The organism is Burkholderia orbicola, from assembly GCF_900100915.1.
In the GTDB taxonomy this organism is placed as follows: Bacteria; Pseudomonadota; Gammaproteobacteria; order Burkholderiales; family Burkholderiaceae; genus Burkholderia; species Burkholderia orbicola.
In genome coordinates this window covers 236,684-262,448 of sequence record NZ_FNKW01000001.1, presented here as the reverse complement: position 1 = coordinate 262,448, position 25,765 = coordinate 236,684, and the positions used below count along the sequence as shown (strand labels likewise).

Here is a 25,765-nt window from a genome sequence, read left to right as displayed (position 1 = left end):
GGCGCGGGGCCGTGGGCGGCCGGGCAGGCGCGGCGGCGCTGCGGTAAAATCGCGGCTTCCTCCCGCGCCGTGTGTGGCGCGTCATTCGAAGGTCGACAGCCGATGCAGATTCACAAGGAAGTGGACGCGCGCGGGCTCAATTGCCCGTTGCCGATCCTGCGTGCCAAGAAAGCGCTTGCCGATATGGAGAGCGGGCAGATCCTCAAGGTGCTCGCGACCGATCCGGGCTCGCAGCGCGATTTCGCCGCGTTCGCGAAGCAGACGGGCAACGAGATCGTCGAATCGACGACGCAGGACAAGACCTTCGTGTTTCTGATGCGCCGCCGCTGAAGGCACGCATCGCACGTCCCGCGGTGCCGCCGGGCTGCCGGCCGGCCGCGCCTCGGCAGTCGCGCCTGGCCGACCGCCCCAAGCCGGTTGCCCCCTTGGCCGGGCGTCCCTAACCGGGCGTCCCTAACCGGGCCTCCCTAACCGGGCCTCCCTAACCGGGCGTCCCTCTCTGACAATTCTTAAACCTCATTGCGTGACCGGCTGCGTATACTGACCCGGCCGGTCGTCCGCTCCCAGCGGAGGCGCCGGCCACGGTACGTCGCACGGCGGGCTCGGGGGCCATGCCTGACGCTACCGTCGTACAACGGGGAGAGGACATGTCCTTCAGACCAGGGACCCTTCGAAGTCCGTCCGGAGCGGAAAGCATCGCGCCCGTGCGCACCTCGGAATTGAGCCGGATCGAGCTCGATCCGCAGCAGGACCGCCACGCGCGTGCCGCGCTGGAGGCATATGCGGATTCGGCCGCGGCCGAAATGCCGTGGCTGGCCGAGTGGCTCGACGAACGGCTGCGCGACGCCGCGCGGGACGACGGCTCGGGCCCGACCTACTGTGGCGCAACGATCGAACGCGTGTTCGATCTGGCGCAGGCATGGGCGGCGGGCCAGCCCGACTACGCGGCCCATGCGTGGGAGCGCGTGCGCGACCAGCTGCAGCGGATGCTGGCGCAACCGCCGCTGTCGGAGCCGCCGTCGCCACGGATGCCGACCGATGATTTTGCCGAGCCGGTGGCCGGCATCGCGGGCGCCGATTAGGCGTCCGGTTGCGCAACAGAAAGGATTATTCGAAGAAAGGGCGATAGTCCGCGCAATTTCTTGGCGAATTTCATACTACTATGATGAAATCGCCGGTTCGTCCGTGCCCCGTTTTTGAGATATTTAGCCGGGGTCGCCGGTTTGCGCAGGTGGCGCGAGCGGCGAACGACGGCTCGCTGGCCGGTATCCGGCGCCGCGCGCACGCTGCGCGGCCCGGGGCAGGCGCGGGAGCCGAATGGACGAATCGACTTCGATTTGCGGGGTGCTATGAGAATTGCTGTACTGGATGACGATCCGGCCCAGACGGATTTCGTCAGTCAAACGCTGACGGCCGTTGGCCATACGTGCTATGCGTTCAAGGAAGGCAAGGCCCTGAAGAAGCGCCTGCAGCGCGAGACGTTCGATCTGCTGGTGCTCGACTGGAACGTGCCCGACATGTCCGGCGAGGAAGTGCTCAAGTGGGTGCGCGCCAACCAGACCGAGCACAGCCTGCCGATCATCTTCATGACGAGCCGCGACGACGAGGCGGGGATCACGCAGATCCTCAACGCCGGCGCCGACGATTACGTGGTCAAGCCGGTGTCCGGCCCGATCCTGCGCGCGCGCATCGGTTCGCTGCTGCGCCGCGCGTATCCGGTCAACGCCGAGGCGACCATCCGCGAATTCGATCAGTTCCGTTTCGACGTGAACCTGAAGCAGGCGTACGTCGGCGACAAGGCCGTGAGCCTCACGCAAAAGGAATTCGAGCTCGCGCTGCTGCTGTTCCAGCATCTGGACCGGCCGCTGTCGCGCGCGCACATTCTCGACCTCGTGTGGAAGCAGGCGACCGACATTCCGTCGCGCACGATGGATACGCACATTTCGATGCTGCGCACCAAGCTCGGCCTGCGGCCCGAGAACGGCTACCGTCTCGCGCCGATCTACGGGTACGGCTACCGGCTCGAACGGGTCGGCCAGGGGGAACCGGAGTGACGACGCGAATCACGCAGCGCACGGCGAACCTGGGTACGGCAGCGCTGCGCGCGGCCTGCGCGGTCGCGTTGGTGTTCGCGGCGCAGCAGGCCGCGGCGCAGCCGGCCGCCGCCGTGGGCAAGACGGTCGTCTATCGCACGCAGGCCGGCGACACGCTGTACGACGTCGCCGCGCGCTACCTGCAGGGCGCGGACGACTGGCAACTGCTCCAGCAGATCAACGGCGTGCCGGCGCCGAAGCACCTGCAGCCCGGCATCGCGCTGAAGCTGCCGGTCGCGCGCCTGCGCAAGGAAAAGCTCACCGCGCGCGTGATCGCGGTGCAGGGCACGGCCGAGCGTGCGTCCGGCGCGGCTTTCGCGCCGCTCGCGAACGATGCGACGCTCGCCGAAGGCGATCGCGTGCGCACCGGCCCGAACGGCTTCGTGACGATCGAGCTGGCCGACGGCACGCACATGAGCCTGCCGCCCGACAGCCAGCTCGACCTGAAGTCGCTGCGCCGCACGGTGCTGACCGGCACGCTCGATCGCGAGTTCGAACTCACGCGCGGCTCGGTCGACAGCGAAGTCACCCACCTGAAGAAACGCGACGACCGCTTCCAGATCCGCTCGCCGTCGGTCGTGGCCGGCGTGCGCGGCACGCGCTTTCGCGTGAACTACGACGCGGCCGGCACTGCGACGACGCGTGTCGAAGTGCTCGATGGCACCGTCGGCGTCGCGGGCGGCCGGCAGCCGGCCGACGCGACGCTCGTGCATGCGAATTTCGGCAGCGTCGCGACGTCGTCCGGCGCGGTCGGCGCGCCCGTCCAGCTGCTGGGCGCCCCCGCGCTCGCACATCCCGACAAGGTGCAGGACGAGCCCGACGTCGCATTCGACGTCACGCCGCTCGCGCAGGCGCATGCGTATCGCGTGCAGCTCGCGCACGATGCGGGGCTGCTCGACCTGTTCCGCGAAACGCGCACCGATTCGCCGCGCGCGGTGTTCCGCGACGTGCCGAACGGCAACTACTTCGTGCGGATCGCCGCGATCGATGCGAACGGCCTCGAGGGGCTGCCGCGCACCTATGCGTTCGAACGCCGCGTGATGGGGCTCGACGCGAGCGCGTCGCAGGGCGCGGGCGGGTACGAGTTCCGCTGGTCGCCGAACGGCTCGGGCAAGAATGCGCGTTACCGGTTCGTGCTGTCGCGCTCGAAGGACCTGAGCGCGCCGGTCGTCGACCAGGTGGGCCTGCACGCGCGCCAGATCACCGTCGCGCACCTGCCGCCGGGCGACTATTTCTGGGCCGTGACCGTCGAGGAATTCGAAGGCGGCAAGTTCTACGAGAAGACCAGTCCGGTCAGCGCGTTCACGTTGTCGCGCTGATCCGCGGCGCATGAAACCCGACTCCGTTTCTCCGCGGCGGCACCTCGGCCGCCGTTTCCTGATCGAATGGATCGCGATCGGCTGCCTCGGGATCGCGGTGATTCTCGTGTGCGCGCTCGGCCGCCTGTCGTCGAGCGTCGACGGGCTGATCTACGACCGGCTGCTGATGCTGCGCAGCCTGCCGCTGTCGCCCGACGTGGTCGTCGTCGACATCGACAACCAGAGCGTATCCGCGCTCGGCCGCTGGCCGTGGCCGCGCGACGTGCATGCGCGGCTGCTCGATACGCTGGCGCGCGCGCAGCCGGCCGCGGTCGTCTACGACGTGCTGTTTACCGAACCGTCGTCGGAGGATCGCGCGTTCGCGGACGCGATGAGCCGCGTGCCGACCTTCCTGCCCGTGCTGTTGAGCCCCGAGCAGGCGGACGGCACGCGCTCCGTCGATCCGCCGGTCGCCGCGCTCGCCGCGCGCGCGACGGGGCTGGGCCATATCAATCTCGAAGTCGATCGCGACGGCATCGTGCGCAGCGTCGCGCTGTTCGAAAGCGACGGCCGCGTGCGCTGGCCGCAACTGATGGTGCCCGTCTATCGCGCGATCCAGGCCGGCCGGCTGCACCCGGTCGGCGGCATGCCCGGCGCGGACGCGCACGACCTGTCGCGTGATGCGGCGGGCGACGGCCGCTACCTGATTCCGTTCAGCCGCAATACGCCCGCGTATCCGACGCTGTCGTTCGACGACGTGCTCGAAGGGCGCGTGAAGCCCGACGCGCTGCGCGGCAAGATCGTCGTCGTCGGCGTGACGGCGTCCGGGCTGTACGATCGCTTCGCGACGCCGGTGTCCGGCGAGTTCGGCCCGCTCGCCGGTGTGTATATCCATGCCAACGTGCTCGACATGCTGGCGACCGGCAGTGCGATCTCGCCCGCGTCGCGCGCGGGGTTGTTCGCCGCGTCGCTGCTGCCGCTCGCCGTGCTGCTGGGCGGCTTCCTGATGCTGTCGCCGTGGCGCGCGTTGCTGCTGACGCTGAGCCTCGCCGCGCTCGCCGTCGTCGCGAGCCTGGCACTGCTGTTCGAGGCGCGCATCTGGCTGACGCCGGCGCCGGCGATCTTCGGGCTGATCGCCGTCTACCCGATCTGGAACTGGCGGCGGCTGGAAATGACGATGTCGTACCTGCGCCGCGAGCTGCAGAAGCTCGCCGACGAGCCGCACCTGCTGCCCGAGGCGCCGCGCACGCGCAGCGTCGGCGGCGACGTGCTGGAGCGGCAGATGGCGCTGATGGCGCAGGCCGCACAGCGTGTGCAGGACATGAAGCGCTTCGTGTGGGACAGCCTCGACAGCATGCCCGAGCCGATCTTCGTGACCGACCTCGCCGGCACCGTGCTGATCGCGAACCACGCGGCGAAACGTTACGGGTCGCGGCTCGCGCTGCCGCTGCCGGAAGGGCGGCCGCTGCGCACCGCGCTCGGCGAGCTGACCTTCATGAAGACCGTCGACGGCAACGCCGAGCATGACGCGGCGATCCGCGAGCACTGGCCGGCCGTGCTCGATCCGACGCTCGAGGCCGAGCACGACGCGATGGCGCGCGGCATCGAGGTGCGCGATCGCGACGGGCTCGACCATCTGCTACGCTACGCGGCATGTACGAACGCGCAAGGGCGCGTGACCGGTTGGATTGCCGGCCTCGTCGACGTGACCGAGCTGCACGCGGCCGAGCGGCAGCGCGAGGAAGCGCTGCACCTGCTGTCGCACGACATGCGTTCGCCGCAGTCGTCGATCCTCGCGCTGGTCGAGATCGAGCGCGACCGCGTCGAAAGCGACGCGATGCGCGGGCTGCTCGCGCGAATCGAGCGCTATGCGCACCGCGCGCTGTCGCTCGCCGACGAGTTCGTGCAACTGGCGCGCGCCGAGTCGCAGGCGTACCAGCTCGAGGTGACGAGCCTCGTCGACGTGCTGATCGACGCGAGCGACGAGGTGTGGCCGCAGGCGCAGGCGAAGCACATCCGCGTGGAGACCGGCGTGGGCACCGACATGTGCTGGGTGCGCGCGGACCGCTCGCTGATCACGCGCGCCTTCGTGAACCTGCTGAACAATGCGGTCAAATACAGTCCGTCCGACACGGTGATCACGTGTACGCTGACGGTCGAGCACGCATCGAAGCGAATGTTCTGTACGATTCGCGATCAGGGGTACGGCATTGCACCGGAAGATCAGCGGCATCTGTTCGAGCGTTTCAAGCGATTCCATGCCGGCGAGCGGCCCGAAATCTCGGGTTCCGGGCTCGGCATGGCGTTCGTGAAGACGGTCGTCACGCGCCATGGGGGCAGCGTGTCGGTCGACAGCGAAGTGGGTGTCGGCACCGCGGTGACGGTGTCGCTGCCCGCGATCGACGAGCCGTCCGCCTGACAGGGCCGGGCGCGACGGCAGGCATTTGGGGAAAGTCATGAGAAAGCAATGGGCAGCGACCGCGCTGGCGGCGTCGCTGTTGACGGGTTGCGCCGGCGTGACGAGCGGCGTGAGTGCGGTCGGGCAGCCGAATGCGTTTGCATCCGGTGCGCACGGCTACGACTTCGCGCGGACGGCCGCGCAGGCGGACGACGCCGAATACCGGCAGATCGAGACGCTCGTGCGCGACGAGCTCGCGCGCCGCGGCTTCGATGCGCAGCCGCTCAAGGACGCGCGTTACCGGCTGTCGATCGCGTACGCGACGCAGCCGGCGGCGGTCGCGGCGAGCGCCGAGCGGTGCGGCGCGGCGAGCAGCGCGTGCGTGACGGTCGACGGGCCCGCGCCGTTCGCGCTGCCGTTCATGGGCCGCGTGTACCGTCACGTGCTGACGCTGCGCTTCGTTGACGCGAAATCGGGCGCCGACGTCTATCGCGTGTCGGCGTCGCTGCGCGATCGCGATCCCGGTACGCAGCAGGCCGCGCCGGCGCTCGTGAAGAGCGCGCTGGCGAAGGTGCCGTTCGGCGACGGCAGCGGCTGGCTCGTCAAGACGAAAAAAGACGATGCGGGCGGCATGCCGGGCGTCGTCTCGGTGAAGCCGGCCGACGCGCGCTGAAGCGGCGGCCGTGAGGTGAGGGCGGGCGCGCTGGAGCGCGCCCTTGCCGCGTTCAGACGGTCGGTTGGGCGCCGTCGCGGGTGCGCAGGTACGTCTCGAATTCCGCACCGACTTCCGGGTGGCGCAGCGCGAATTCGACCGTCGCCTTCAGGTAGCCGAGCTTGCTGCCGCAGTCGTAGCGCGTGCCCTGGTACTTGTAGGCCAGTACCTGCTCGTCGGCGAGCAGCGCCTGGATCGCATCGGTGAGCTGCAGTTCGCCGCCCGCGCCCGGCTTCAGCGCACGCAGGTGATCGAAGATCCGCGGCTTCAGAACGTAGCGGCCGACCACGCCGAGGTTCGACGGCGCGACTTCCGGCGCCGGCTTCTCGACGATCGCCGACATCTTGACGATCGACTCTTCCCATTCCTTGCCGTCGACGATCCCGTACGACTTCGTCTCCGACGGCGGGATCTCTTCGACGCCGATCACCGAGCTGTGATAGTGGTCGAACACGTCGACCATCTGCTTCATCACCGGCGGGTTGCCGTCGAGCAGGTCGTCCGCGAGGATCACCGCGAACGGGTTGTCGGCGACGAGCTTTTCCGCGCACAGCACCGCGTGGCCGAGGCCGAGCGCTTCCGGCTGGCGCACGTAGAAGCAGTCGACATGGCTCGGCTTGATGCTGCGCACGAGTTCGAGCAGCTTTTCCTTGCCGCGCGCCTCGAGTTCGGCCTCGACCTCGTACGACTTGTCGAAGTGGTCCTCGATCGCGCGCTTGCTGCGCCCGGTGACGAAGATCATCTCGGTAATGCCGGCCGCGATCGCTTCCTCGACCGCGTACTGGATCAGCGGCTTGTCGACGACCGGCAGCATTTCCTTCGGGCTCGCCTTCGTTGCCGGGAGGAACCGCGTGCCGAGACCGGCAACGGGGAATACCGCCTTGGTGACTTTCAACATGATCGAACCTTTATTCCTGTAATCGACTTGTCAGACGGTCTATGTTCACGTTCGCATTATAGTGAACGCAAATGACCTTACCGTTTGTTACGCAGGCAACCGATCGAGCTGCGCACGCAGTTTTTCGAGCGTGCTCTGGAATTCCGCGACACGTTTCTGCTCCTGTTCGACCACGGCCGGCGGCGCTTTCGCAACGAAAGCCTCGTTGCCGAGCTTCGCGTTGCACTTCGCGATCTCGCCCGTCAGGCGCGTGATTTCCTTCGACAGGCGCTCGCGCTCGGCCGCGACGTCGATTTCCACCTTCAGCACCAGCTTGTTCGGGCCGACGATCGCGATCGGTGCGCCGTGCGCTTGCTGGTCGAGCGCGGCTTCGTCCGCGAGGATCTGCACTTCCGACAGGCGTGCGAGCGCCTGGACGTACGGCGCGAACGAGCGCAGGCGCTCGGCGTCGCCGGCCGCCAGCAGCGGCACCTTGGTCGCGGGCGACAGGTTCATCTCGCCGCGCAGGTTGCGGCACGCGTCGACGATCGCCTTCAGGTCGGCCGCCCACTGCTCGGATGCCTCGTCGAGCTTCTGCAGGTTCGCGACCGGGTACGCCTGCGTCATCAGCGATGCTTCGCCGTCGGCCTTGTCCTGCGGATAGCGGCCGGCGAGCGGCGCGACCTTCTGCCAGAGCGCTTCGGTGATGAACGGGATGACCGGGTGCGCGAGGCGCAGCACCGTTTCCAGCACGCGCAGCAGCGTGCGGCGGGTGGCGCGCTGCTGTTCCGGCGTGCCGTTCTGGATCTGCACCTTCGCGAGTTCGAGATACCAGTCGCAGTACTCGTCCCACACGAACTTGTAGATGCTGCTCGCGATGTTGTCGAAGCGGTAATCGGCGAAGCCCTTCGCGATGTCGGCTTCGGTGCGCTGCAAGAGCGACACGATCCAGCGGTCGGCCGCCGAGAAGTCGAGGTAGCCGCCGGGGCCGCAGTCGCCCGCGCCGCACACTTCCGGCTTGTCGTTGCCGCAGTCGTGGCCTTCGCAGTTCATCAGCACGAAGCGCGTCGCGTTCCACAGCTTGTTGCAGAAGTTGCGATAGCCTTCGCAGCGCGCGAGGTCGAAGTTCACGTTGCGGCCGAGCGTCGCCATCGACGCCATCGTGAAGCGCAGCGCGTCGGTGCCGAACGCGGGGATGCCGTCCGGGAATTCCTTGCGCGTCTTCTTCTCGATGGTCGCGGCCTGCTTCGGGTTCATCAGGCCCGTCGTGCGCTTCGCGACCAGCGACTCGAGGTCGATGCCGTCGACGATGTCGATCGGGTCGAGCGTGTTGCCCTTGCTCTTCGACATCTTCTGGCCTTCCGCGTCGCGCACGAGGCCGTGCATGTAGACGGTATGGAACGGCACCTTGCCGGTGAAGTGCGTCGTCATCATCACCATCCGGGCGACCCAGAAGAAGATGATGTCGAAGCCGGTGACGAGCACCGACGACGGCAGGAAGTGCTTCAGTTCGGGCGTTTCGTTCGGCCAGCCGAGCGACGAGAACGGCACGAGCGCCGACGAGAACCACGTGTCGAGCACGTCTTCGTCGCGCTTGAGCGCCCCTGCGTAACCCTTCGCGGCGGCCTGCGCGCGTGCGTCTTCCTCGTTGCGCGCGACGAATACCTCGCCGTTCTCACCGTACCACGCGGGAATCTGGTGGCCCCACCACAGTTGGCGCGAGATGCACCAGTCCTGGATGTTCTCGAGCCACTGGTAGTAGGTGGTCGTCCAGTTTTCCGGGACGAACTTGATCTGGCCGTCGCGCACCACGTCGAGCGATACCTCGGTGATCGACTTGCCCGGATGGAACGTGCCTTCTGGCGCCGGCTTCGTCATCGCGACGAACCACTGGTCGGTCAGCAGCGGCTCGATCACGACGCCCGTGCGGTCGCCGCGCGGCACCATCAGCTTGTGCGGCTTCACGGAGTCGAGGAAGCCCTGCGCGTCGAGGTCGGCGACGATCGCCTTGCGCGCGTCGAAGCGGTCGAGGCCGCGATACTGCTCGGGGCCGTTGTCGTTGATCTTCGCGTCGAGCGTCAGGATCTCGATCGGCGCGAGCTTGTGGCGCAGGCCGACCTGGTAGTCGTTGAAGTCGTGCGCGGGCGTGACCTTCACGACGCCCGTGCCGAACTCGCGGTCGACGTAGTCGTCGGCGATCACCGGGATCTCGCGGGCCGTCAGCGGCAGCGTGACGAGCTTGCCGATCAGGTGCGCGTAGCGTTCGTCTTCCGGATGGACCATCAGCGCGACGTCGCCGAGCATCGTCTCGGGACGCGTGGTGGCGACCGTCAGCGAGCCCGAGCCGTCGACGAGCGGGTAGCGGATGTGCCACAGGTGGCCGTTTTCCTCTTCGCTGACGACTTCCAGGTCCGACACGGCGGTGAGCAGCACCGGATCCCAGTTGACGAGGCGCTTGCCGCGATAGATCAGCCCTTGTTCATACAGCGTGACGAACACGTCGCGCACGGCGGCCGACATCTTGTCGTCCATCGTGAAGTATTCGCGCGACCAGTCGGTCGACGCGCCGAGGCGGCGCACCTGGTCGGTGATCGTCGAACCGGATTTCTGCTTCCATTCCCACACGCGCTCGACGAATTTCTCGCGGCCGAGGTCGTGGCGCGACACGCCCTGTGCGTCGAGCTGGCGCTCGACCACGATCTGGGTGGCGATCCCCGCGTGGTCGGTGCCGGGCACCCACAGCGTGTTCTCGCCGAGCATCCGGTGGTAGCGGGCGAGGCCATCCATGATCGTCTGGTTGAACGCGTGGCCCATGTGCAGCGTGCCCGTCACGTTCGGCGGCGGCAACTGGATCGCGAAATCGGGGCGGGACGGATCGAATGCCGGGGCGGCATAGCCGCGTTTTTCCCACTCCGGCCCCCATTGGGACTCGATGGTATGGGGCTCGAAGCTCTTCGCAAGCGTGTTGTCGCTCATGTTGGAAATCTGCCGAAAAATGCGTGAATTGGATGCCGAATCTGACAATTATAAATGGATGCCCATCGGCCAGCCATCGCCTTGCCGGCGCGGGCCCGCCGGGACGCGGCCGCAACGTGTCCGCAACCCGCCCGCAACACGCAGGCAGCGTGCGACCGAACGGATCGGAAACGGCATCGCGCGGCCGACTTATAATGTCGGGTCCGCATTTTTCTCGCCCGTTAGCCGCCGCTCCATGCCCGATCTGCTCGCCAATCTGAACCCCGAACAACTCGCCGCCGTCACGTTGCCGAACGAACCGGCGCTGATCCTCGCAGGGGCGGGCAGCGGCAAGACCCGCGTGCTGATCACGCGCATCGCGTGGCTGATCCAGCAGGGCTATGCGTCGCCGCCCACCGTGCTTGCCGTCACCTTCACGAACAAGGCCGCGCGCGAGATGATGGCGCGCCTGTCGGCGATGATGCCGATCGATACGCGCGGGATGTGGATCGGCACGTTCCACGGCCTGTGCAACCGGATGCTGCGTACGCACTGGCGCGACGCCGGCCTGCCGCAGACCTTCCAGATCCTCGACACGGCCGACCAGCTGTCCGCGATCAAGCGGCTGATGAAGGCGGCGAACGTCGACGACGAAAAGTACCCGCCGAAGAACGTCCAGTACTTCATCAACAACGCGAAGGAGCAGGGGCTGCGCCCGGACAAGGTCGACGCGACCGACAACTTCAACCGCAAGTTCGTCGAGCTGTACCAGGCGTACGACCAGCAGTGCCAGCGCGAAGGCGTCGTCGATTTCCCCGAGCTGCTGCTGCGCTGCTACGAGCTGCTCGCGTACAACGCGCCGCTGCGCGCGCACTACCAGGCGCGCTTCCGGCACATCCTCGTCGACGAATTCCAGGACACCAACAAGCTGCAGTACGCGTGGCTCAAGATGCTCGCGGGCGGCGAGAACGCGATCTTCGCGGTCGGCGACGACGACCAGTCGATCTATGCGTTCCGCGGCGCGAACGTCGGCAACATGCGCGACTTCGAAGACGAATTCCGCGTGCGCAATCTGATCAAGCTCGAGCAGAACTACCGTTCGCACGGCAACATCCTCGACGCGGCGAACCAGCTGATCTCGAACAACGCGCACCGCCTCGGCAAGAACCTGCGTACCGATGCCGGCCACGGCGAGCCGGTGCGCGTGTACGAAGCCAGCACCGATTCGCAGGAAGCCGGCTGGATCGTCGAGGAGATCCGTTCGCTGATCAATACCGGGATGGCGCGCAGCGAAGTGGCCGTCCTGTACCGCAGCAACGCGCAATCGCGCTCGATCGAGCACACGCTGATGTCGTCCGGCATTCCGTACCGCGTGTACGGCGGCCTGCGCTTTTTCGAGCGGCAGGAAGTGAAGCACGCGCTCGCGTACCTGCGCCTGATCGACAACCCGAACGACGACACGGCATTCGCGCGCGTCGTGAACTTCCCGACCCGCGGCATCGGTGCGCGCTCGGTCGAGCAACTGGCCGACGCCGCGCGCCTGTACGGCTGCTCGATGGCCGCCGCGATTCCGTACGTGACCGGCAAGGCCGGCACGAGCCTCGGCGGGTTCGCGAACCTGATCGCGAAGATGCGTGCCGACACGCAGCACATGAACCTGCCCGACACCGTCGAGCACATCGTGCGTGCGAGCGGCCTCGCCGATTTCTACCAGGGCGAGCGCGAAGGCCAGGATCGCCTCGAAAACTTGCAGGAGCTCGTGAACGCGGCCACCGCGTTCATCGCCGAGGAAGGCTACGGGCTCGACACGCCGGCCCGCTCGATCCCGCTGCGCGCGGGTGCGATCGCGGCGCCCGAGCTCGGCACCGCAACCGACGATCCGGCGGTCGACGTGCTCGACCCGGCGTTGCCCGCCGACCCCGCACAGAACCCCGACACGATGACGCCGCTCGCCGGCTTCCTGTCGCACGCGTCGCTGGAGGCCGGCGACAACCAGGCGCAGGCCGGCCAGGACGCCGTGCAACTGATGACCGTGCACGCGGCGAAGGGGCTCGAGTTCTCGGCCGTGTTCATCACGGGCCTCGAGGAGGGGCTGTTCCCGCACGAGAACAGCGTGCTCGAATCGGATGGCCTCGAGGAAGAGCGCCGGTTGATGTACGTCGCGATCACGCGTGCGAAGGAGCGGCTCTACCTGTCGTTCGCGCAAAGCCGGATGCTGCACGGCCAGACCCGCTACAACGTGCGCTCGCGCTTCTTCGACGAACTGCCGGAGCACGTGCTGAAGTGGCTCACGCCGAAGGTCGAGGCCGGGTCGCGCTGGGGCGGGCGTTCGGACAATGCCGGCTACGGGCGTGACTGGTTCGCGCGGCCGGGCGGCGGCAGCCGCGAGCAGATCGTCGATGCGGCCGTGTCCGCGCCGCTGCCCGCGTTCGCGAACAAGCAGCGCGCGGCCGACACCGGCTTCCGGGTCGGCCAGCAGGTGTTCCACACCAAGTTCGGCGAAGGCACGGTCACCGCGCTCGAAGGCAACGGCACCGATGCGAAGGCGCAGGTGAAGTTCAAGCGCCACGGCGAGAAATGGCTCGCGCTCGCGGTCGCGAAACTGCAGGCGGTGGAATGATGGACGTCGACCTCGCCGTGACGCCTGCCGCCCGTCCGCTCGGCATTCTGGCCGCGCTGCCCGAGGAACTCGGCGACCTGATCGCCGCGATGCGCGCCGACGGCGCGATGAAGACGGTCACGCTCGGCCGCCGCGATTATCACGTCGGCACCGTGCACGGCGCGGCCTGCGTCGTCACGCTCGCGCGGATCGGCAAGGTCGCGGCCGCCGCGACGGTCAGCGCGCTGATCCACGTGTTCGGCGTGTCGGGCGTGGTGTTTACCGGCGTCGCGGGCGGCGTGTCGCGCACGGTGCGCGTCGGCGACGTCGTCGTGGCCGATACGCTGCTGCAGCACGATCTCGATGCATCGCCGCTCTTTCCGCGCTACGAGGTGCCGTTGCTCGGCATCACGCGTTTCGCGACCGACGCGGCGCTGACGGCCCGCTTGCGGGCTGCATGCACGCTGTTCGTCGAGGAAGAGGGCGCTCGATTCGCCGAGCGCTTCGGGCTCGCCGGCGCGGCGCTGCACGCGGGGCTCGTCATCAGCGGCGACCGCTTCGTGTCGAGCGAGCGGGAGGTCGTCGCGCTGCGCGACGCGTTGCCGGACGCGCTCGCGGTCGAGATGGAAGGCGCGGCGATCGCGCAGGTGTGCGCGGAACACGACGTGCCGTTCGCACTCGTGCGCACGATCTCCGATACGGCCGACGATCACGCGACGCAGTCGTTCTCGCATTTTCTGTCGGCGATCGCGAGCAGCTATTCGTCCGGCATCCTCAAGCGCTTCCTGACGCTGCATGCGACGACGGCGGCCTGAAGCCGCCGTCTCGCACTTTCCCGTCCAAACCATTCGACCGGCCGCAGCGCGCACGCGGCGGCCGGTCGTTCGTCACGCCTTTTTGCGCCGGCTGCTTTCGAGGTTCGGCAGGAACACCGTCAGCACGCCGATCAGCGGCAGGAACGAGCACACCTTGTAGACGAACGGAATGCTCGTCGCATCGGCGAGCTGGCCGAGCACGGCCGCGCCGACGCCGCCCAGGCCGAACGCGAAGCCGAAGAACAGGCCCGCGACCATCCCGACCTTGCCGGGCATCAGCTCCGTCGCATAGACGAGGATCGCGGCGAACGCCGACGCCAGCACGACGCCGATGATCACGGTCAGCACGCTCGTCCAGAACAGGTTCGCGTACGGCAGCAGCATCGTGAACGGCGCGACGCCCAGGATCGATACCCAGATCACGTACTTGCGGCCGATCCGGTCGCCGACGGGCCCGCCGATCAGCGTGCCGGCCGCCACCGCCGCGAGGAACACGAACAGGTGGATCTGCGCGGCCTGCACCGACAGGTGGAACTTGTCGATCAGGTAGAACGTGAAATAGCTGTTGATGCTCGCGAGGTAGAAGTACTTCGAGAACACGAGCAGCACCAGCACGCCGATCGCGGCCATCACGCGGCCGCGCGACAGCGTCGGGTGGCCGGCCGAGGCGGCCTTCTTCTTCATCGACGGATGCTTCTTGTACCAGTGGCCGATCTGCGTGAGCACGATCATCGCGACGAGCGCGGCCGCCGAGAACCACGCGATGCTGTGCTGGCCGTGCGGAATGATCACGAGCGCGGCGAGCAGCGGCCCGAGCGCGGAGCCGGCATTGCCGCCCACCTGGAACACCGACTGCGCGAGCCCGTGCCGGCCGCCCGACGCCATCCGCGCGACCCGCGACGATTCGGGGTGGAACACCGACGAGCCGCAGCCGACGAGCGCGGCGGCCACCAGCAGCATCGGGAAATTCGGCGCGGCCGACATCAGCAGCAGCCCCGCGAGCGTGAAGCCCATGCCGACCGGCAGCGAATACGGCTTCGGATGCTTGTCGGTATAGAGGCCCACGAGCGGCTGCAGCAGCGACGCGGTGATCTGGTAAGTGAGCGTGATCAGGCCGATCTGCGCGAACGACAGCGCGAACTGGCTCTTGAGCATCGGATAGATCGCGAGGATCAACGACTGGATCATGTCGTTGAGCATGTGCGAGAAGCTGATCGCGCCGAGCACCGGGTAGATGGTGCGGGCGACGGGCGGTGCGGACGGCTGGGCGGCGGCTGCGCCGGCGGCTCCGGAGTCGAGGCTGGTTTCCATGTGAGCTGAACGAGTTGAGGTGGCTGGCGCGCTCTGTTGGGGATCGGCGCGTTGTCGATTCGTTGATGCGTCAAAGAAGTGTAATGTGGCGTATCGAGAATGTCAGGCCAAGTTTTATCGCAAATCGGACATTCGTGTGACGGATCGGTCGGTGCGTCCTTTTTTGGACGGGTATAACGCTGGCGGCGCGTCCGTCCTTCAGCCGGGCCGCGCCGGGGCCCGGGGCGTGTTTTTCCGGACTCAAGAAACGGCGATGGCGGCCGTAGAACGACCCAATGACAACAGGCGCGCCGCGCCCCGCACCGGCTACCCGCCGGGCGGGCGCAGGACGCGCGGCATGGCCTGCCATCGCGGGACCGCCGGGACCGACCTTTCCGGCAGCGTGATCCATACGGGGATAGTTCGATGAAAGCAGCATCTTTGCATCCACAGCCCGGTGCGGCCGCCGCCGCACCCGCCGTTGCCGCCGGCCGCGCCGCTCGGCGCACGCGCGCGGCGCGTCGTACGCGTCGGCCGTGGACCGTCAAGGCGACGTTGCGCGCCGCGTTCGCGATCCTGCTGGTCGGCACGCTCGCGATCGGCGTGTTCTCGCTGTGGCAGATCAGCCGGCTGAACGCGTCGATCGCGTCGGTCTACGAGCAGGGCCACGTCGCGAGCCGCGCGGCGGCGGAGGTGCGGGCCGAGGTGTTGCGCGCGAGCCGCGCGCAGAAAATGCTGCTGACCGCGACCACCGCGAAGGAGCGCGACGAACTCGGCGCCGAGGTGAGCGCGGGGCTCGCGTCGATCGGTCAGGCGCTCGGCACGCTGCAGCGCTATGCCGATCCGGCCGATGCCGGCGATTCGGCGCGGCTGCACGCCTTCTCGACGGCGGTCGGCACGTGGAGCACGCATCTGCGCGATTTCGTCACGCTGGTGCGCGCCCAGCCGCTCGACCTGTCGCAGATGAACTGGCAGGTCGGCACGCAGGACGTGTCGCTGCTGGTCGAAACCGGCAAGCTCGAAAAACTCGTCGCCGAACTCGTGAAGACGCGCGGCGAGAAGTCGAAGGCGACACTCGATGCGTCCGCCACCATTTTTTCGTCGTCGTTCGCGATGATCGCGGCGATGACGGCCGCGCTGATCGTGCTGGCCGTCGTGATTGCCGAGCGCGTCGTGCGGCGCCTCGCGTCGCAGCTCGGCGGCGAGCCCGCGCTCGCGAAGGAGATTGCCGCGGACATCGCGCGCGGCGACCTGACGCGGCCGATCACGCTCGCCCGCCACGACCGCGACAGCATGGTGCGCGCGCTGGCCGAGATGCAGACGGGGCTCGCGGCCACCGTGGGCGAGATCGCGGTGAGCGCCGAGGCCATCGCGGCCGCGTCCGGCGAAATCTCCACCGGCAACCTCGACCTGTCGCGGCGCACCGAGCAGCAGGCCGTCGCCCTCGAGCGCACCGCCGCCAGCATGGAGCAACTCACGTCGACCGTGCGGCAGAACGCCGAGAACGCGCGGCAGGCGAGCACGCTCGCGGCCAATGCATCGGCGGTCGCGGAGACGGGCGGGGAAGTCGTCGGCCGCGTGGTCGCGACGATGAGCGAGATCGACGACAGCGCGAAGAACATTCGCGACATCATCGGCACGATCGAGGGGATCGCGTTCCAGACCAACATTCTCGCGTTGAACGCGGCGGTCGAGGCCGCGCGCGCCGGCGAGCAGGGGCGCGGCTTCTCGGTGGTCGCCGGCGAGGTGCGGCTACTCGCGCAGCGCTCGGCGACCGCGGCCAAGGAGATTCGGGAACTGATCGGCGCGTCGGTCGAGCGCGTGGCCAACGGCGCGGCGCTCGCGCACGACGCGGGCCGCACGATGGGCGACGTGGTGCGCGCGGTCAAGCGCGTGACCGACATCATCGGCGAGATTTCGGCGGCGTCGGACGAGCAAAGCGCGGGGATCGACGAGATCGGCCGCGCGGTCACGCAGATGGATGCCGGCACCCAGCAGAACGCGGCGCTCGTCGAACAGGCAGCCGCTGCCGCGAACGCGCTCGACGAGCAGGCTCAGGCGCTGAAGGCGCTGGTCGGGCGTTTCCGCATCGCGCACTGAGCGTGCGGCACGCCCCGGCGATTACGACTTCTTCTGCTTGTCGGGATCGATGATGACCGTGCAGGTCGTGCCCGCCGACAGCACCACGTCGGCCGGCACTTCGTCGATCTTGATGCGCACCGGCACGCGCTGCGCGAGGCGCACCCAGTTGAAGGTCGGGTTCACGTCGGCAACGAGGTCGCGGCTTTGCGGGTTGTCGCGATCGTAGATACCACGCGAGATGCTTTCCACGTGGCCCTTCATCACGCCGCCGCTCATCAGCCGCATTTCGGCCGGCGCGCCGATCTTCACGCGCGGCAGCTTGGTTTCCTCGAAGTAGCCGTAGACCCAGAACGAGTGGCTGTCGACGATCGCGAGCTTCGCCTGGCCGGCCACCGCATAGTTACCCTTGAAGGTCTGCAGGTTCGTGATGTAGCCGTCGACCGGCGCGACGACGCGCGTGCGCTCGAGGTTGAGCTTCGCGGCGTCGAGCGCGGCGAGCGCCTGCTGATACTGCGCGTCGGCGCTCGACGCGCTGTGCGCGGCGTTCTCGCGGTTTTCCTTCGACACGACGAGCGCATCGAGGTCCGCACGGCGGGCCGCGTCGTCGCGGCGCATCTGCAGTTCCGCGCGGCGGGCGGCCACCGCCGCCTGCGCCTGCTCGACCGCGATCTGGTAGTGCGACGGGTCGATCTGCATGATCAGGTCGCCTTTCTTCACGAGCTGGTTGTCATGCACGGGCAGCTCGACGATCGCGCCCGACACGTCCGGCGCGACGTTGACGATCTCGGCGCGCACGCGCCCGTCGCGCGTCCACGGATCGTCCATGTAGTGCACCCACAGCGAGTGCCCGATCAGGATCGCGACGAGAAGGATGATGGCGGTCGCGACGAAGCCGAAGAGTTTTCTGAGAATCATGATGGTTCGGAATCAACGGTAAACGGCAAGACTCAGTCCGCCGCAAATGCAGACGAGAAGGCAGGCCCGGAACAGCGACGGGTGCCAGACGAGACGGTAGAGGCCCGTATAGGCGAGCAGGCGGTCGACAGCCCAGGTCGCGATCGCGCCGAGGACGAACATCAGCACCACCGTCGGCATGTAGGCATCGAGAATGGCGATTTCACGCGGCATCATGACGAGGCTCCTGGTTGGGGATGCACGGGGCGGTTGCGGTTGAGCGGCTCGAGCGGCGATTCCGGGTCGAGCAGCGCGGTCCGCACGAAATGCAGGTGGCTCAGGATGCGCTGCAGCCGGTGGCGCTCGTCGCGCGACGGCTCGACCGCATCGAGCGTTTGCCGGGTCGCGTCGATCGCCGCATTGGTCGCGGCGAGCGTCGCGTCGAAACGCGCGGCGCTCGGCCGGGTGAACAATGCCGACAGCGCGGTGCGCATCGTGTCGATCGCGCGCCGCCACGGCATCGCCGGCGCATAGCGCGGGTCGGCCGGCAGCGTCGCGAGCTCGTGACGCAGGTCGATCGTCGCGTTACCGGTTTCGAGCACCGCGAACATCCAGCGCAGCGCGTCGCGCTGCACGTCGGGCTGGTCGGCCGACAGCGTGTGCGCCTGGTACATCAGGTCGCGCGCGCCGCTTTCGAAGCGCGTGCGCAAACCCGCGAGCCGCGCGTGGCCGGCCGCGACGGCCTGGTGGCGCAAGTCCGCGAACAGCCGCTTCTTGTGCCACGGCGCGGTCGGCGGGAACAGCACCGCGAACGCGATCGCCGACGCCAGCATCGCCAGCACGAGCGCGAGCGAATCGTTCATGAAGCTGGTCGGATCGTAGTGCGTGATGTTGTCCGGGCCGGCGAGGAAGCTGAAGAAGATCAGGTAGCCCATCCCGTAGCCGGCGAGCTTCGGCTTCAGCGTCATGAAGATGCCGATCGCGAGCAGCGGCGCCAGCGCGACGCACAGCAGCGGGAAGCCGTCGATGTGCGGATAGATGCCGAACGTCAGCAGGAAGCCCGTGCAGACGGCGAGCGCCGTGCCCATGCCCATCTGCGCGGACATCGCGGTGGGGCGCGGCGTCGACGACGCGAGCGCGCAGGTGGCCGCCGCCGTCAGCGTCATCGTCACGCCGCTCGGCCACGCGGTCTCGATCCAGAACCAGCCGAGCACGAGGATCACGGTCGCGGTGCGAATCGCCGCGATCACCATCGCCGTCGCATTGGTGCGCGGCTCGTAGCGCTCGATCCAGCGTTCGCGTTCGTGCGTCGCGCTCGACAGCGATGCGTAGGTGGCCGCGTACTCGTGCAGGTCGGTGATGAAGCGGTACAGCAGTTCGGCGGCCGTATCGAAGTCGAGCAGCGGAAAGTCCGGCTGCGTTTCGAGCGCCGCGCGCGTCGCGCGGATGCGGCGCGGCAGTGCGTCGCGCCACGCGAGCAGTTGCGTGGCCGCGTGGCCGGCATCGGCCGACGTGCGCACCGGTTCGCCGGCCGGCGTCAGCAGCAGCGGGGCGATCTCGCGAAAGTACGGCTCGATCGCGTCGATCGCGGCCTGCGCGCCGGCCGCATGCAGCCGGTTCATCAACTGGTGCAGCGCATGGAAGCGGCTCGACGCGCTCATGAACTCGCTGTTCAGCCGCGCAAGGCGGCCGCTGCGCATCCGCGTGTCCGGGTCCTCGAACACGGCCATGCTGCGCGCGGCTTCGAACCCGACCACGTCGGCGACGAAGCGCGTATGAATGGTTTCGATATGCGCGCGGTCGAGCTGGCCCGACAGCGCTGCCGCGACGTAGTCGACGAAGTTGCCGAAGCGCTTGCGCACCGTCGTGCGCATCTGCTCGCCGGTGGTCCGCGGAAACACGAGGGCGCTGACCACGCCGGCCGACACGATCCCGACCATGATTTCGGCCACGCGCGTCATCGCGCTCATGAACGCACCGTCCGGGTGTTGCGACGCGGGCAGCCCGATCAGCGCGGTCGTGTAGCCGGCCAGCAGGAAGCCGTAGCTGCGGAAGTTGCGGTTGCGCGCGGCGCCGGCCGTGCACAGGGCGACCCACAGCGCGACCGCCAGCAGGAACAGCTGCGGCTGCTGCGGGAACAGCCCGACGAAGGTGAGCGTCGCGATCAATCCGAAGATCGTGCCGGCGACGCGATAGAAGCTTTTCGCGAGCACCGCGCCGCTTTGCGGCTGCATCACGATGAACACCGTCGTCATCGCCGTTTTCGGCGCGGGCAGGTCGAGCCGCATCGACACGCCGGTCGCGATGAACGCGGCGAGCAGCGCCTTGAACAGATAGAGCCACGCGGCGCCGTCGGTGCGGGCCCAGTCGCCGAATGCGGCATACCAGGCCGCGAACGGGCCGCCGGCGGGCGTTGAAGCGGGGGAGGAGGCTGACATGGCGACGCTCCGCGTTACCGTGCGGCCGGCACGCCGGACGCGCCGGTGGTGGCGACTTCCGCAGGCCGGGCGACGGCTGCCGCGGGCTTCGTGCCCGACGCGGCGGCGAGCGCGGCAACCGCGGCGCCGGCTTCGTCCTTCGGCACGTCGCTGCCCGTCTCGACCCCACCCCCGAGCGCGGCCATCAGCTGCGCGTGCGCGGCGAGGCGTTCCGCGTCGATGCGGGCGGCCGTCTCCTGCGCGCGCAGCAGTTGCTGTTGCGCGACCAGCACGTTTACGTAATCGGTCAGCCCGCGGCGGAAGCCTTCGCGCGACAGTTGATAGCTGCGATTGTTGGCCGCCACCGAGCGCGCGGCGTCCTTCTTCTGCGTATCGAGCGAGCGGATTCGCACGACCTGGTCGGCGATGTCCTTGAGCGCGCCGACGATCGTCTGGTTGTAGCGCTCGACCGCCTGGTCGTAGCCGGCGTTCGCGGCGCCGAGCTGCGCCCGCAGCCGGCCGCCTTCGAAGATCGGCAGCGACAGCGCGGGGCCGGCCGTCCAGCCGCCGTTCATCGCGCGCAGGAAGTCGGTGAACGGCGCGGTCACGCCGAAGCCGCCGACCGTCGCGAGCAGGTCGATGTTCGGGTAGAACGACGCCTTCGCGACGTCGATGCCGCGCGCCTGCGCGTCGACCGTCCAGCGCGCCGCGACGACGTCGGGGCGGCGGCCGAGCAGGTCGGCCGGCATCGCCGACGGCAGGCCGGCCGGCGCATCGAGCGCAAGCTGCGGCCGCTTGATGGTGTCGCCGGCGCCCGGGCCCTTGCCGGCCAGTGCGGCGAGCTGGTGGCGCGCGAGCTGGATCGCCTCTTCGTAACTGTCGATCTGGCGCTCGTAGTCGGGCAGCGTCGATTCCGCCTGGCTCACGTCGAGCTGCGTGCCGAGGCCGGCCTGCAGCCGCTTGCGCGCGAGATCGGCGAGCGAGCGCTGGCGTTCGAACGTCTCGTGCGCGAGGTCCAGCAGCGCGTAGTTCATCGACATGCCGACATACGCGCGCACCACGTTGACTTCGAGTTCGAGCTTCGCCGCGCGCGCGTCGGCGGCAGTCGCATGCGCGGTGTCGAGCGCCCGCTCGGTCGCGTTCTTGTCCTTGCCCCACAGATCGAGGTGGTATGACAGGCCGAGCGAGCCGGTATTGTTCCAGGTATCGGCGTTCGCGAGCGGCCCCGGGCCGTAGTACACGTTGTCCGGCCAGTGCTGGCGCATCAGCGACAGGTTGCCGTTGATCTGCGGCAGTTCGGCCGAGCGGGCGACGCGCGCCATCGCCTGCGCTTCGCGCACGCGGGCCTCGGCGGCCGCGAGGGTCGGGTTGCCGGCCTGGGCGGCGGCGATCCATGCATCGAGCTGGGGATCGCGGTACGCGCGCCACCAGTCGGCGGCGGGCCAGCCCGCGTCGCGGTCGGCCGCGCGGATGGCCGCGCCGGCGTCGAGTGCGTTCGCTTCGATGCGAGTGGACTGGGTTTTGTTGTCGCCCATGCTCGCGCAACCGGCCATTATTAATGAGACTGCAAGAACCGCCAGTGCGAGCGTCCCTTTTGTCGCCGGAGACTGCACGATTTTCTCCCTTTCGGATATAGATGAGTCGGAGGCGATTATATTTTTCAGTGATTCCTGAATAAACGGACAACGGTGCAAGTCATTTTTACGAATCCTGAGATAATATTTGTTGGACCCTGTGCAACAATCCCTCCGGATTCAAACGGGTAATGGGATGGATACGCTACAAAACATGCGGGTATTCGTCCGCGTGGTGGACGCGGGAAGCTTTACCGCGGCCGCCCAGCAGATGAATTCGACCACCGCCTACGCGTCGCGCGCGGTCTCGGATCTCGAGGCCCACCTGCGCACGCGTCTCCTGAACCGCACGACGCGCCGGATCGCGCTGACCGAAGCGGGCGAGCGCTATCTGCAGCGCTGCGAACAGATCCTCGCTTACGTCGACCAGGCCGAAGCCGAGGCGGGCGACGCGCACGCGCGTCCGTCCGGCAAGCTGAAGGTCCATTGCTTCACGAGCCTCGGCCAGCACTATCTGGTGCCGGCCATCGCGCGCTATCGCGAGCGCTATCCGGACGTGCACGTCGAGCTGACGCTCGCGCAGCGGATGCCCGACCTGCTCGACGAGGGCTACGACGTCGCGATCGTCGTCGGCCGCGATCTGCCCGATTCGGGGCTCGTGTCGCAGCGGCTCGGCGAGAGCTACAGCGTCGTGTGCGCATCGCCGGGTTATGTCGAGTCGCACGGCGTGCCGCAGCGGCCGGCCGATCTCGCGCAGCACGTGTGCCTCGGGATGGTCGCGCCGGGCTTTCACTTCGACGAATGGGCGCTGGCGGGGCCGAACGGCGACGAGGTCGTGCCGATCACGGCGCCGCCGTTCCGCGTGAACGTCGCGGAGGCGCTCGCGGTGGCCGTGCGGGAGGGGATGGGGATCGGCGGGCTGCCGCTCTATTCGGCGATCGGCTGGCTGCGCAGCGGGCACATCGTGCGCGTGATGCCCGAGTACCGGTCGCACGTGATGAACATCTATGCGCTGTATCCGTCGCGCCAGTACCTCGACGCGAAAATCCGGACCTGGGTCGATTTCCTGCGCGAAGAGCTGCCGCTCACGCTCGAAGCCGACGAAGCGGCGCTCGAACAGTACACGCGTGCGACATGACCGCGCGGTCGGCCGCCATCTGACGAGATTTGTCCTTCACGCAACATTTTTTTACGAACGTGTGTCAGACAGTTTGATACTGTTGGAATTAACGAGATACACCACACCGGAGTAGCGATGGATACGCACCTGATGATCGGCCTTGGCGTCCTGCTGGGCGCGGCTGCCGCCGCGGCGGCGACCCGCGACCTGCTGCGTGCGATGAAGGCGAAGGCGCAGATGAAGCCCGTGCCGGTCCGCGTGCGCGAGCCGCGCCGCCCCGGCCGCTGATCCCGCCGTCACGTTTCAGACAGGCAAGGCCGCGCCACGCGGCCGCCCGGGCCGGCGCTCAGTCGAGCTCGACGACCTTGTCCCACGCGAACGCGGGGTTTTCCCATTCGCCGGTGCGCCGGTGAAGGTAGCCGCGCGGATTGCACACCACGCGCGTGCCACCGTCCGCCACGTAGTCGAATGACGTATGCGTGTGGCCGTGCAGCCACAGATCCACCGGCGGTCGCACCAGTTCCGCCATGTCCGTGACGAACCCCGCCGACGCCAGATCCTCCGCATAGCGTTCCGCCAGCGAGCGCCGGTGCGGCGCATGATGGGTGACGACGATCGTCTTGCCCGCGAACGGCGCCGCCAGTTGCGTTTCCAGCCATGCGCGGCCCCGCCGGTGCAGCGCGATCGCGTCGGCCGGCGCGAAATCCCGTTCCGGCGCCCCCGCTGCCGTATGCAATGCCGCGTCGTGCGGCCACGTCACCTGGATCAGTCCCTTGAAATCGAGCATCACCCGCAGCGCGGCGTCGATCGCACGCGCGACGCTGGCTTCGTCCCGGCCGAACAGCGAAAAATCGGCCCAGAGCGTCGTGCCCAGCACGCGGAAGCGTTGGGCGGGATCGACGTAGACGCCGTTGTTCAGGTAATGGACGTTGTCGAGCGCATGCGCCGCGTCGCGCATCGCCGTCTCCAGCGCGCCGAATTCCCCGTCGTAGTACTCGTGGTTGCCCGGCACGTAGACCACGGGCACCGCCGGGTCGAACGTCTCGGCGGCCCAGCGCAGGCCTTCCGCGTGATTGTGGATGTCGCCGGCCAGCACGACGAGATCCGCATCGGCATGCGGGATCGCGTCGGGCAGGTTGTTTTCGAGATGCAGGTCGGACAGGACGCGGACTTTCACGGGCTTGGCTCCTGAGTAGGCGGCGTCAGCGCAGGACCTTGCCGGGATTCATCAGGCCGCGCGGGTCGAGCGCGGTCTTCAGCGTGCGCATCAGCGTGGTTTCGACCGGCGACTTGTAGCGTTGCGCGTCGTCGATCTTCAGTTGGCCGATGCCGTGCTCCGCGCTGATCGTGCCGTGATGGCGATGCACGTTGTCGTAGACGATCCGGTTGATCGGCTTCTGGAATTCCGCGAGGAACGCCTTCGGATCGCCGCCTTCGGGCGTCTGCACGTTGTAGTGCAGGTTGCCGTCGCCGAGGTGGCCGAACGTGACCATGCGCGCGCCCGGCGCGGCCTGCTGGATCGCCGCGTCGGTCTCGTCGATGAAGCGTGCGATCGACGAGATTGGCACCGCGATGTCGTGCTTGATGTTGAGCCCTTCGTCGGCCTGCGCGAGCGGGATGTGCTCGCGCAGGCCCCAGAACGCGCGCGACTGCGCAAGGTTCTCCGCGACCACCGCGTCGACCACGAGCCCGGCCTCGAACGCGTCTTCCATCAGCTTCTCGAACAGCGCGCGCGCATGCGCTTCGCTTTCGTTGTCGGACAGCTCCAGCAGCACCGTTTGCGCATGCGTCTGCGCGAACGGGTAGCGCAGTTGCGGATAGTGCTTGCCCACCAGCTGCATGCAGAAATCCGACATCAGCTCGAAGCCGGTCAGCAGCGGCCCGGCCGCGCGCTGCGCGAGCGCGAGGAAATCGAGCGCCGCGTGCGGCGATTCGAGCGCGGCCAGCGCCGTGACCTGCGCGGCCGGCAGCGGATGCAGCTTCATCACGGCCGCCGTGATGATCCCGAGCGTGCCTTCGGCGCCGATGAACAGGTCGCGCAGGTCGTAGCCGGTGTTGTCCTTGCGCAGTCCGCGCAGCCCGTCCCAGATCTCGCCCTGCGGCGTCACGACCTCGAGGCCGAGGCACAGCTCGCGCGCGTTGCCGTAGCGCAGCACCGCGGTGCCGCCCGCATTGGTCGACAGGTTGCCGCCGATCGTGCAGCTGCCTTCCGCCGCGAGGCTCAGCGCGAACAGCCGGCCGCCTTCTCGGGCGCGCGCCTGCACGTCGGCGAGGATCACGCCGGCTTCGACGGTGATCGTGTTGTTGTGCGGATCGAGCGCGCGCACGCGGTTCAGGCGCGCCAGGCTCAGCACGGCCTGGCTGCCGCTTGCATCGGGCGTCGCGCCGCCGGCGAGGCCCGTGTTGCCACCTTGCGGCACGAGCGCGACGCCGTGCGCGTTGGCGAGCTTCACGAGCGCGGCGACTTCGGCCGTGTTCGCGGGCCTCAGCACCGCGCACGCCGCGCCCTTGTAGCGGCGGCGCCAGTCGGTCAGGAACGGTTCGGTATCGTGCGGATCGGTCAGCACGTGGTCGGCGCCGATCGCGTCGCGGCACGCGGAAACGAAAGCTTCGGAGGACATCATCACCTTGTCGCGTAAGG

At 68.2% G+C, this 25,765-nt stretch carries 20 protein-coding genes; 11 read left to right on the top strand and 9 right to left on the bottom strand.

The window, feature by feature from the left end:
* Positions 1–102: 102 nt before the first annotated feature.
* The 6 genes from BLS50_RS01170 to BLS50_RS01145 all read left to right on the top strand — a co-directional run bounded on the left by BLS50_RS01170 (position 103) and on the right by BLS50_RS01145 (position 6,462).
* Positions 103–330, top strand: coding sequence for a sulfurtransferase TusA family protein (locus tag BLS50_RS01170; protein ID WP_006402122.1), 228 nt, complete (start codon positions 103–105; stop codon positions 328–330).
* 317 nt (positions 331–647) lie between these two features.
* On the top strand, positions 648–1,082 hold the full coding sequence (locus BLS50_RS01165; RefSeq protein WP_027813456.1) for a hypothetical protein: 435 nt from the start codon (positions 648–650) through the stop codon (positions 1,080–1,082).
* Positions 1,083–1,349: 267 nt separating this feature from the next.
* Positions 1,350–2,054, top strand: coding sequence for a response regulator transcription factor (locus BLS50_RS01160; RefSeq protein ID WP_074800091.1), 705 nt, complete (start codon positions 1,350–1,352; stop codon positions 2,052–2,054).
* Positions 2,051–3,412: a FecR family protein gene (locus BLS50_RS01155; protein WP_074800088.1), complete on the top strand. Its 1,362-nt coding sequence runs from the start codon at positions 2,051–2,053 to the stop codon at positions 3,410–3,412. The genes BLS50_RS01160 and BLS50_RS01155 overlap by 4 nt, the downstream gene beginning before the upstream one ends.
* A 10-nt stretch (positions 3,413–3,422) precedes the next feature.
* A complete protein-coding gene (locus BLS50_RS01150; protein ID WP_074800086.1) occupies positions 3,423–5,810 on the top strand; it encodes a CHASE2 domain-containing protein in 2,388 nt (795 codons plus the stop codon).
* Between the two features lie 37 nt (positions 5,811–5,847).
* Positions 5,848–6,462 carry a DUF4136 domain-containing protein gene (locus BLS50_RS01145; RefSeq protein WP_011545219.1) on the top strand — a complete coding sequence of 205 codons (615 nt, stop codon included), beginning with the start codon at positions 5,848–5,850 and terminating at the stop codon, positions 6,460–6,462.
* Positions 6,463–6,514: 52 nt separating this feature from the next.
* Here the strand turns inward: BLS50_RS01145 and galU are convergent, their stop codons facing one another.
* Positions 6,515–7,399: a UTP--glucose-1-phosphate uridylyltransferase GalU gene (gene galU / locus BLS50_RS01140; RefSeq protein WP_006476218.1), complete on the bottom strand. Its 885-nt coding sequence runs from the start codon at positions 7,397–7,399 to the stop codon at positions 6,515–6,517.
* A gap of 87 nt (positions 7,400–7,486) precedes the next feature.
* The gene (locus BLS50_RS01135; protein ID WP_074800084.1) at positions 7,487–10,354 is read right to left on the bottom strand and encodes a valine--tRNA ligase; all 2,868 of its coding nucleotides are present in this window, start codon (positions 10,352–10,354) and stop codon (positions 7,487–7,489) included.
* Positions 10,355–10,589: 235 nt separating this feature from the next.
* Here BLS50_RS01135 and BLS50_RS01125 point away from each other — a divergent pair, with 235 nt between their 5' ends.
* Together BLS50_RS01125 and BLS50_RS01120 are read left to right on the top strand one after the other, a co-directional pair.
* Positions 10,590–12,953: a UvrD-helicase domain-containing protein gene (locus tag BLS50_RS01125; protein WP_074800081.1), complete on the top strand. Its 2,364-nt coding sequence runs from the start codon at positions 10,590–10,592 to the stop codon at positions 12,951–12,953.
* Entirely contained in the window at positions 12,953–13,747 is a 795-nt protein-coding gene (locus tag BLS50_RS01120; protein WP_412668059.1) for a 5'-methylthioadenosine/adenosylhomocysteine nucleosidase, read from the top strand. Before BLS50_RS01125 ends, BLS50_RS01120 begins: the two co-directional genes overlap by 1 nt.
* Positions 13,748–13,819: 72 nt before the next feature.
* Here the strand turns inward: BLS50_RS01120 and BLS50_RS01115 are convergent, their stop codons facing one another.
* Entirely contained in the window at positions 13,820–15,058 is a 1,239-nt protein-coding gene (locus BLS50_RS01115) for an MFS transporter (RefSeq protein WP_069232543.1), read from the bottom strand.
* A 405-nt stretch (positions 15,059–15,463) separates the two neighbouring features.
* On the opposite strand from BLS50_RS01115, the gene BLS50_RS01110 reads away from it, so the two are divergent.
* Positions 15,464–17,137, top strand: coding sequence for a methyl-accepting chemotaxis protein (locus BLS50_RS01110; RefSeq protein WP_074800075.1), 1,674 nt, complete (start codon positions 15,464–15,466; stop codon positions 17,135–17,137).
* A 21-nt stretch (positions 17,138–17,158) separates the two neighbouring features.
* Here the strand turns inward: BLS50_RS01110 and BLS50_RS01105 are convergent, their stop codons facing one another.
* From BLS50_RS01105 to BLS50_RS01090, 4 genes are read right to left on the bottom strand one after another with little or no spacing between them, the layout of a single operon-like run.
* Positions 17,159–18,034, bottom strand: a complete 876-nt coding sequence (locus tag BLS50_RS01105; protein ID WP_074800072.1) for an efflux RND transporter periplasmic adaptor subunit — start codon at positions 18,032–18,034, stop codon at positions 17,159–17,161.
* A gap of 12 nt (positions 18,035–18,046) precedes the next feature.
* Positions 18,047–18,250 carry a DUF1656 domain-containing protein gene (locus BLS50_RS01100; RefSeq protein ID WP_006476212.1) on the bottom strand — a complete coding sequence of 68 codons (204 nt, stop codon included), beginning with the start codon at positions 18,248–18,250 and terminating at the stop codon, positions 18,047–18,049.
* Positions 18,247–20,451 (bottom strand): FUSC family protein, encoded by a 2,205-nt coding sequence (locus BLS50_RS01095; protein WP_074800069.1) that lies wholly within the window; start codon positions 20,449–20,451, stop codon positions 18,247–18,249. The genes BLS50_RS01100 and BLS50_RS01095 overlap by 4 nt, the downstream gene beginning before the upstream one ends.
* A gap of 14 nt (positions 20,452–20,465) precedes the next feature.
* Positions 20,466–22,043 (bottom strand): efflux transporter outer membrane subunit, encoded by a 1,578-nt coding sequence (locus BLS50_RS01090; protein WP_080486852.1) that lies wholly within the window; start codon positions 22,041–22,043, stop codon positions 20,466–20,468.
* A gap of 157 nt (positions 22,044–22,200) precedes the next feature.
* Between BLS50_RS01090 and BLS50_RS01085 the strand changes: the two genes are divergently transcribed.
* The gene (locus BLS50_RS01085) at positions 22,201–23,142 is read left to right on the top strand and encodes a LysR family transcriptional regulator (RefSeq protein ID WP_027814359.1); all 942 of its coding nucleotides are present in this window, start codon (positions 22,201–22,203) and stop codon (positions 23,140–23,142) included.
* Between the two features lie 117 nt (positions 23,143–23,259).
* Positions 23,260–23,412, top strand: a complete 153-nt coding sequence (locus BLS50_RS35810) for a hypothetical protein (protein ID WP_006476208.1) — start codon at positions 23,260–23,262, stop codon at positions 23,410–23,412.
* Between the two features lie 58 nt (positions 23,413–23,470).
* Here BLS50_RS35810 and BLS50_RS01080 read toward each other — a convergent pair whose 3' ends face one another.
* On the bottom strand, positions 23,471–24,301 hold the full coding sequence (locus BLS50_RS01080) for a metallophosphoesterase (protein WP_074800063.1): 831 nt from the start codon (positions 24,299–24,301) through the stop codon (positions 23,471–23,473).
* A 25-nt stretch (positions 24,302–24,326) separates the two neighbouring features.
* Positions 24,327–25,748: an FAD-binding oxidoreductase gene (locus BLS50_RS01075; RefSeq protein WP_074800060.1), complete on the bottom strand. Its 1,422-nt coding sequence runs from the start codon at positions 25,746–25,748 to the stop codon at positions 24,327–24,329.
* Positions 25,749–25,765: the final 17 nt, after the last annotated feature.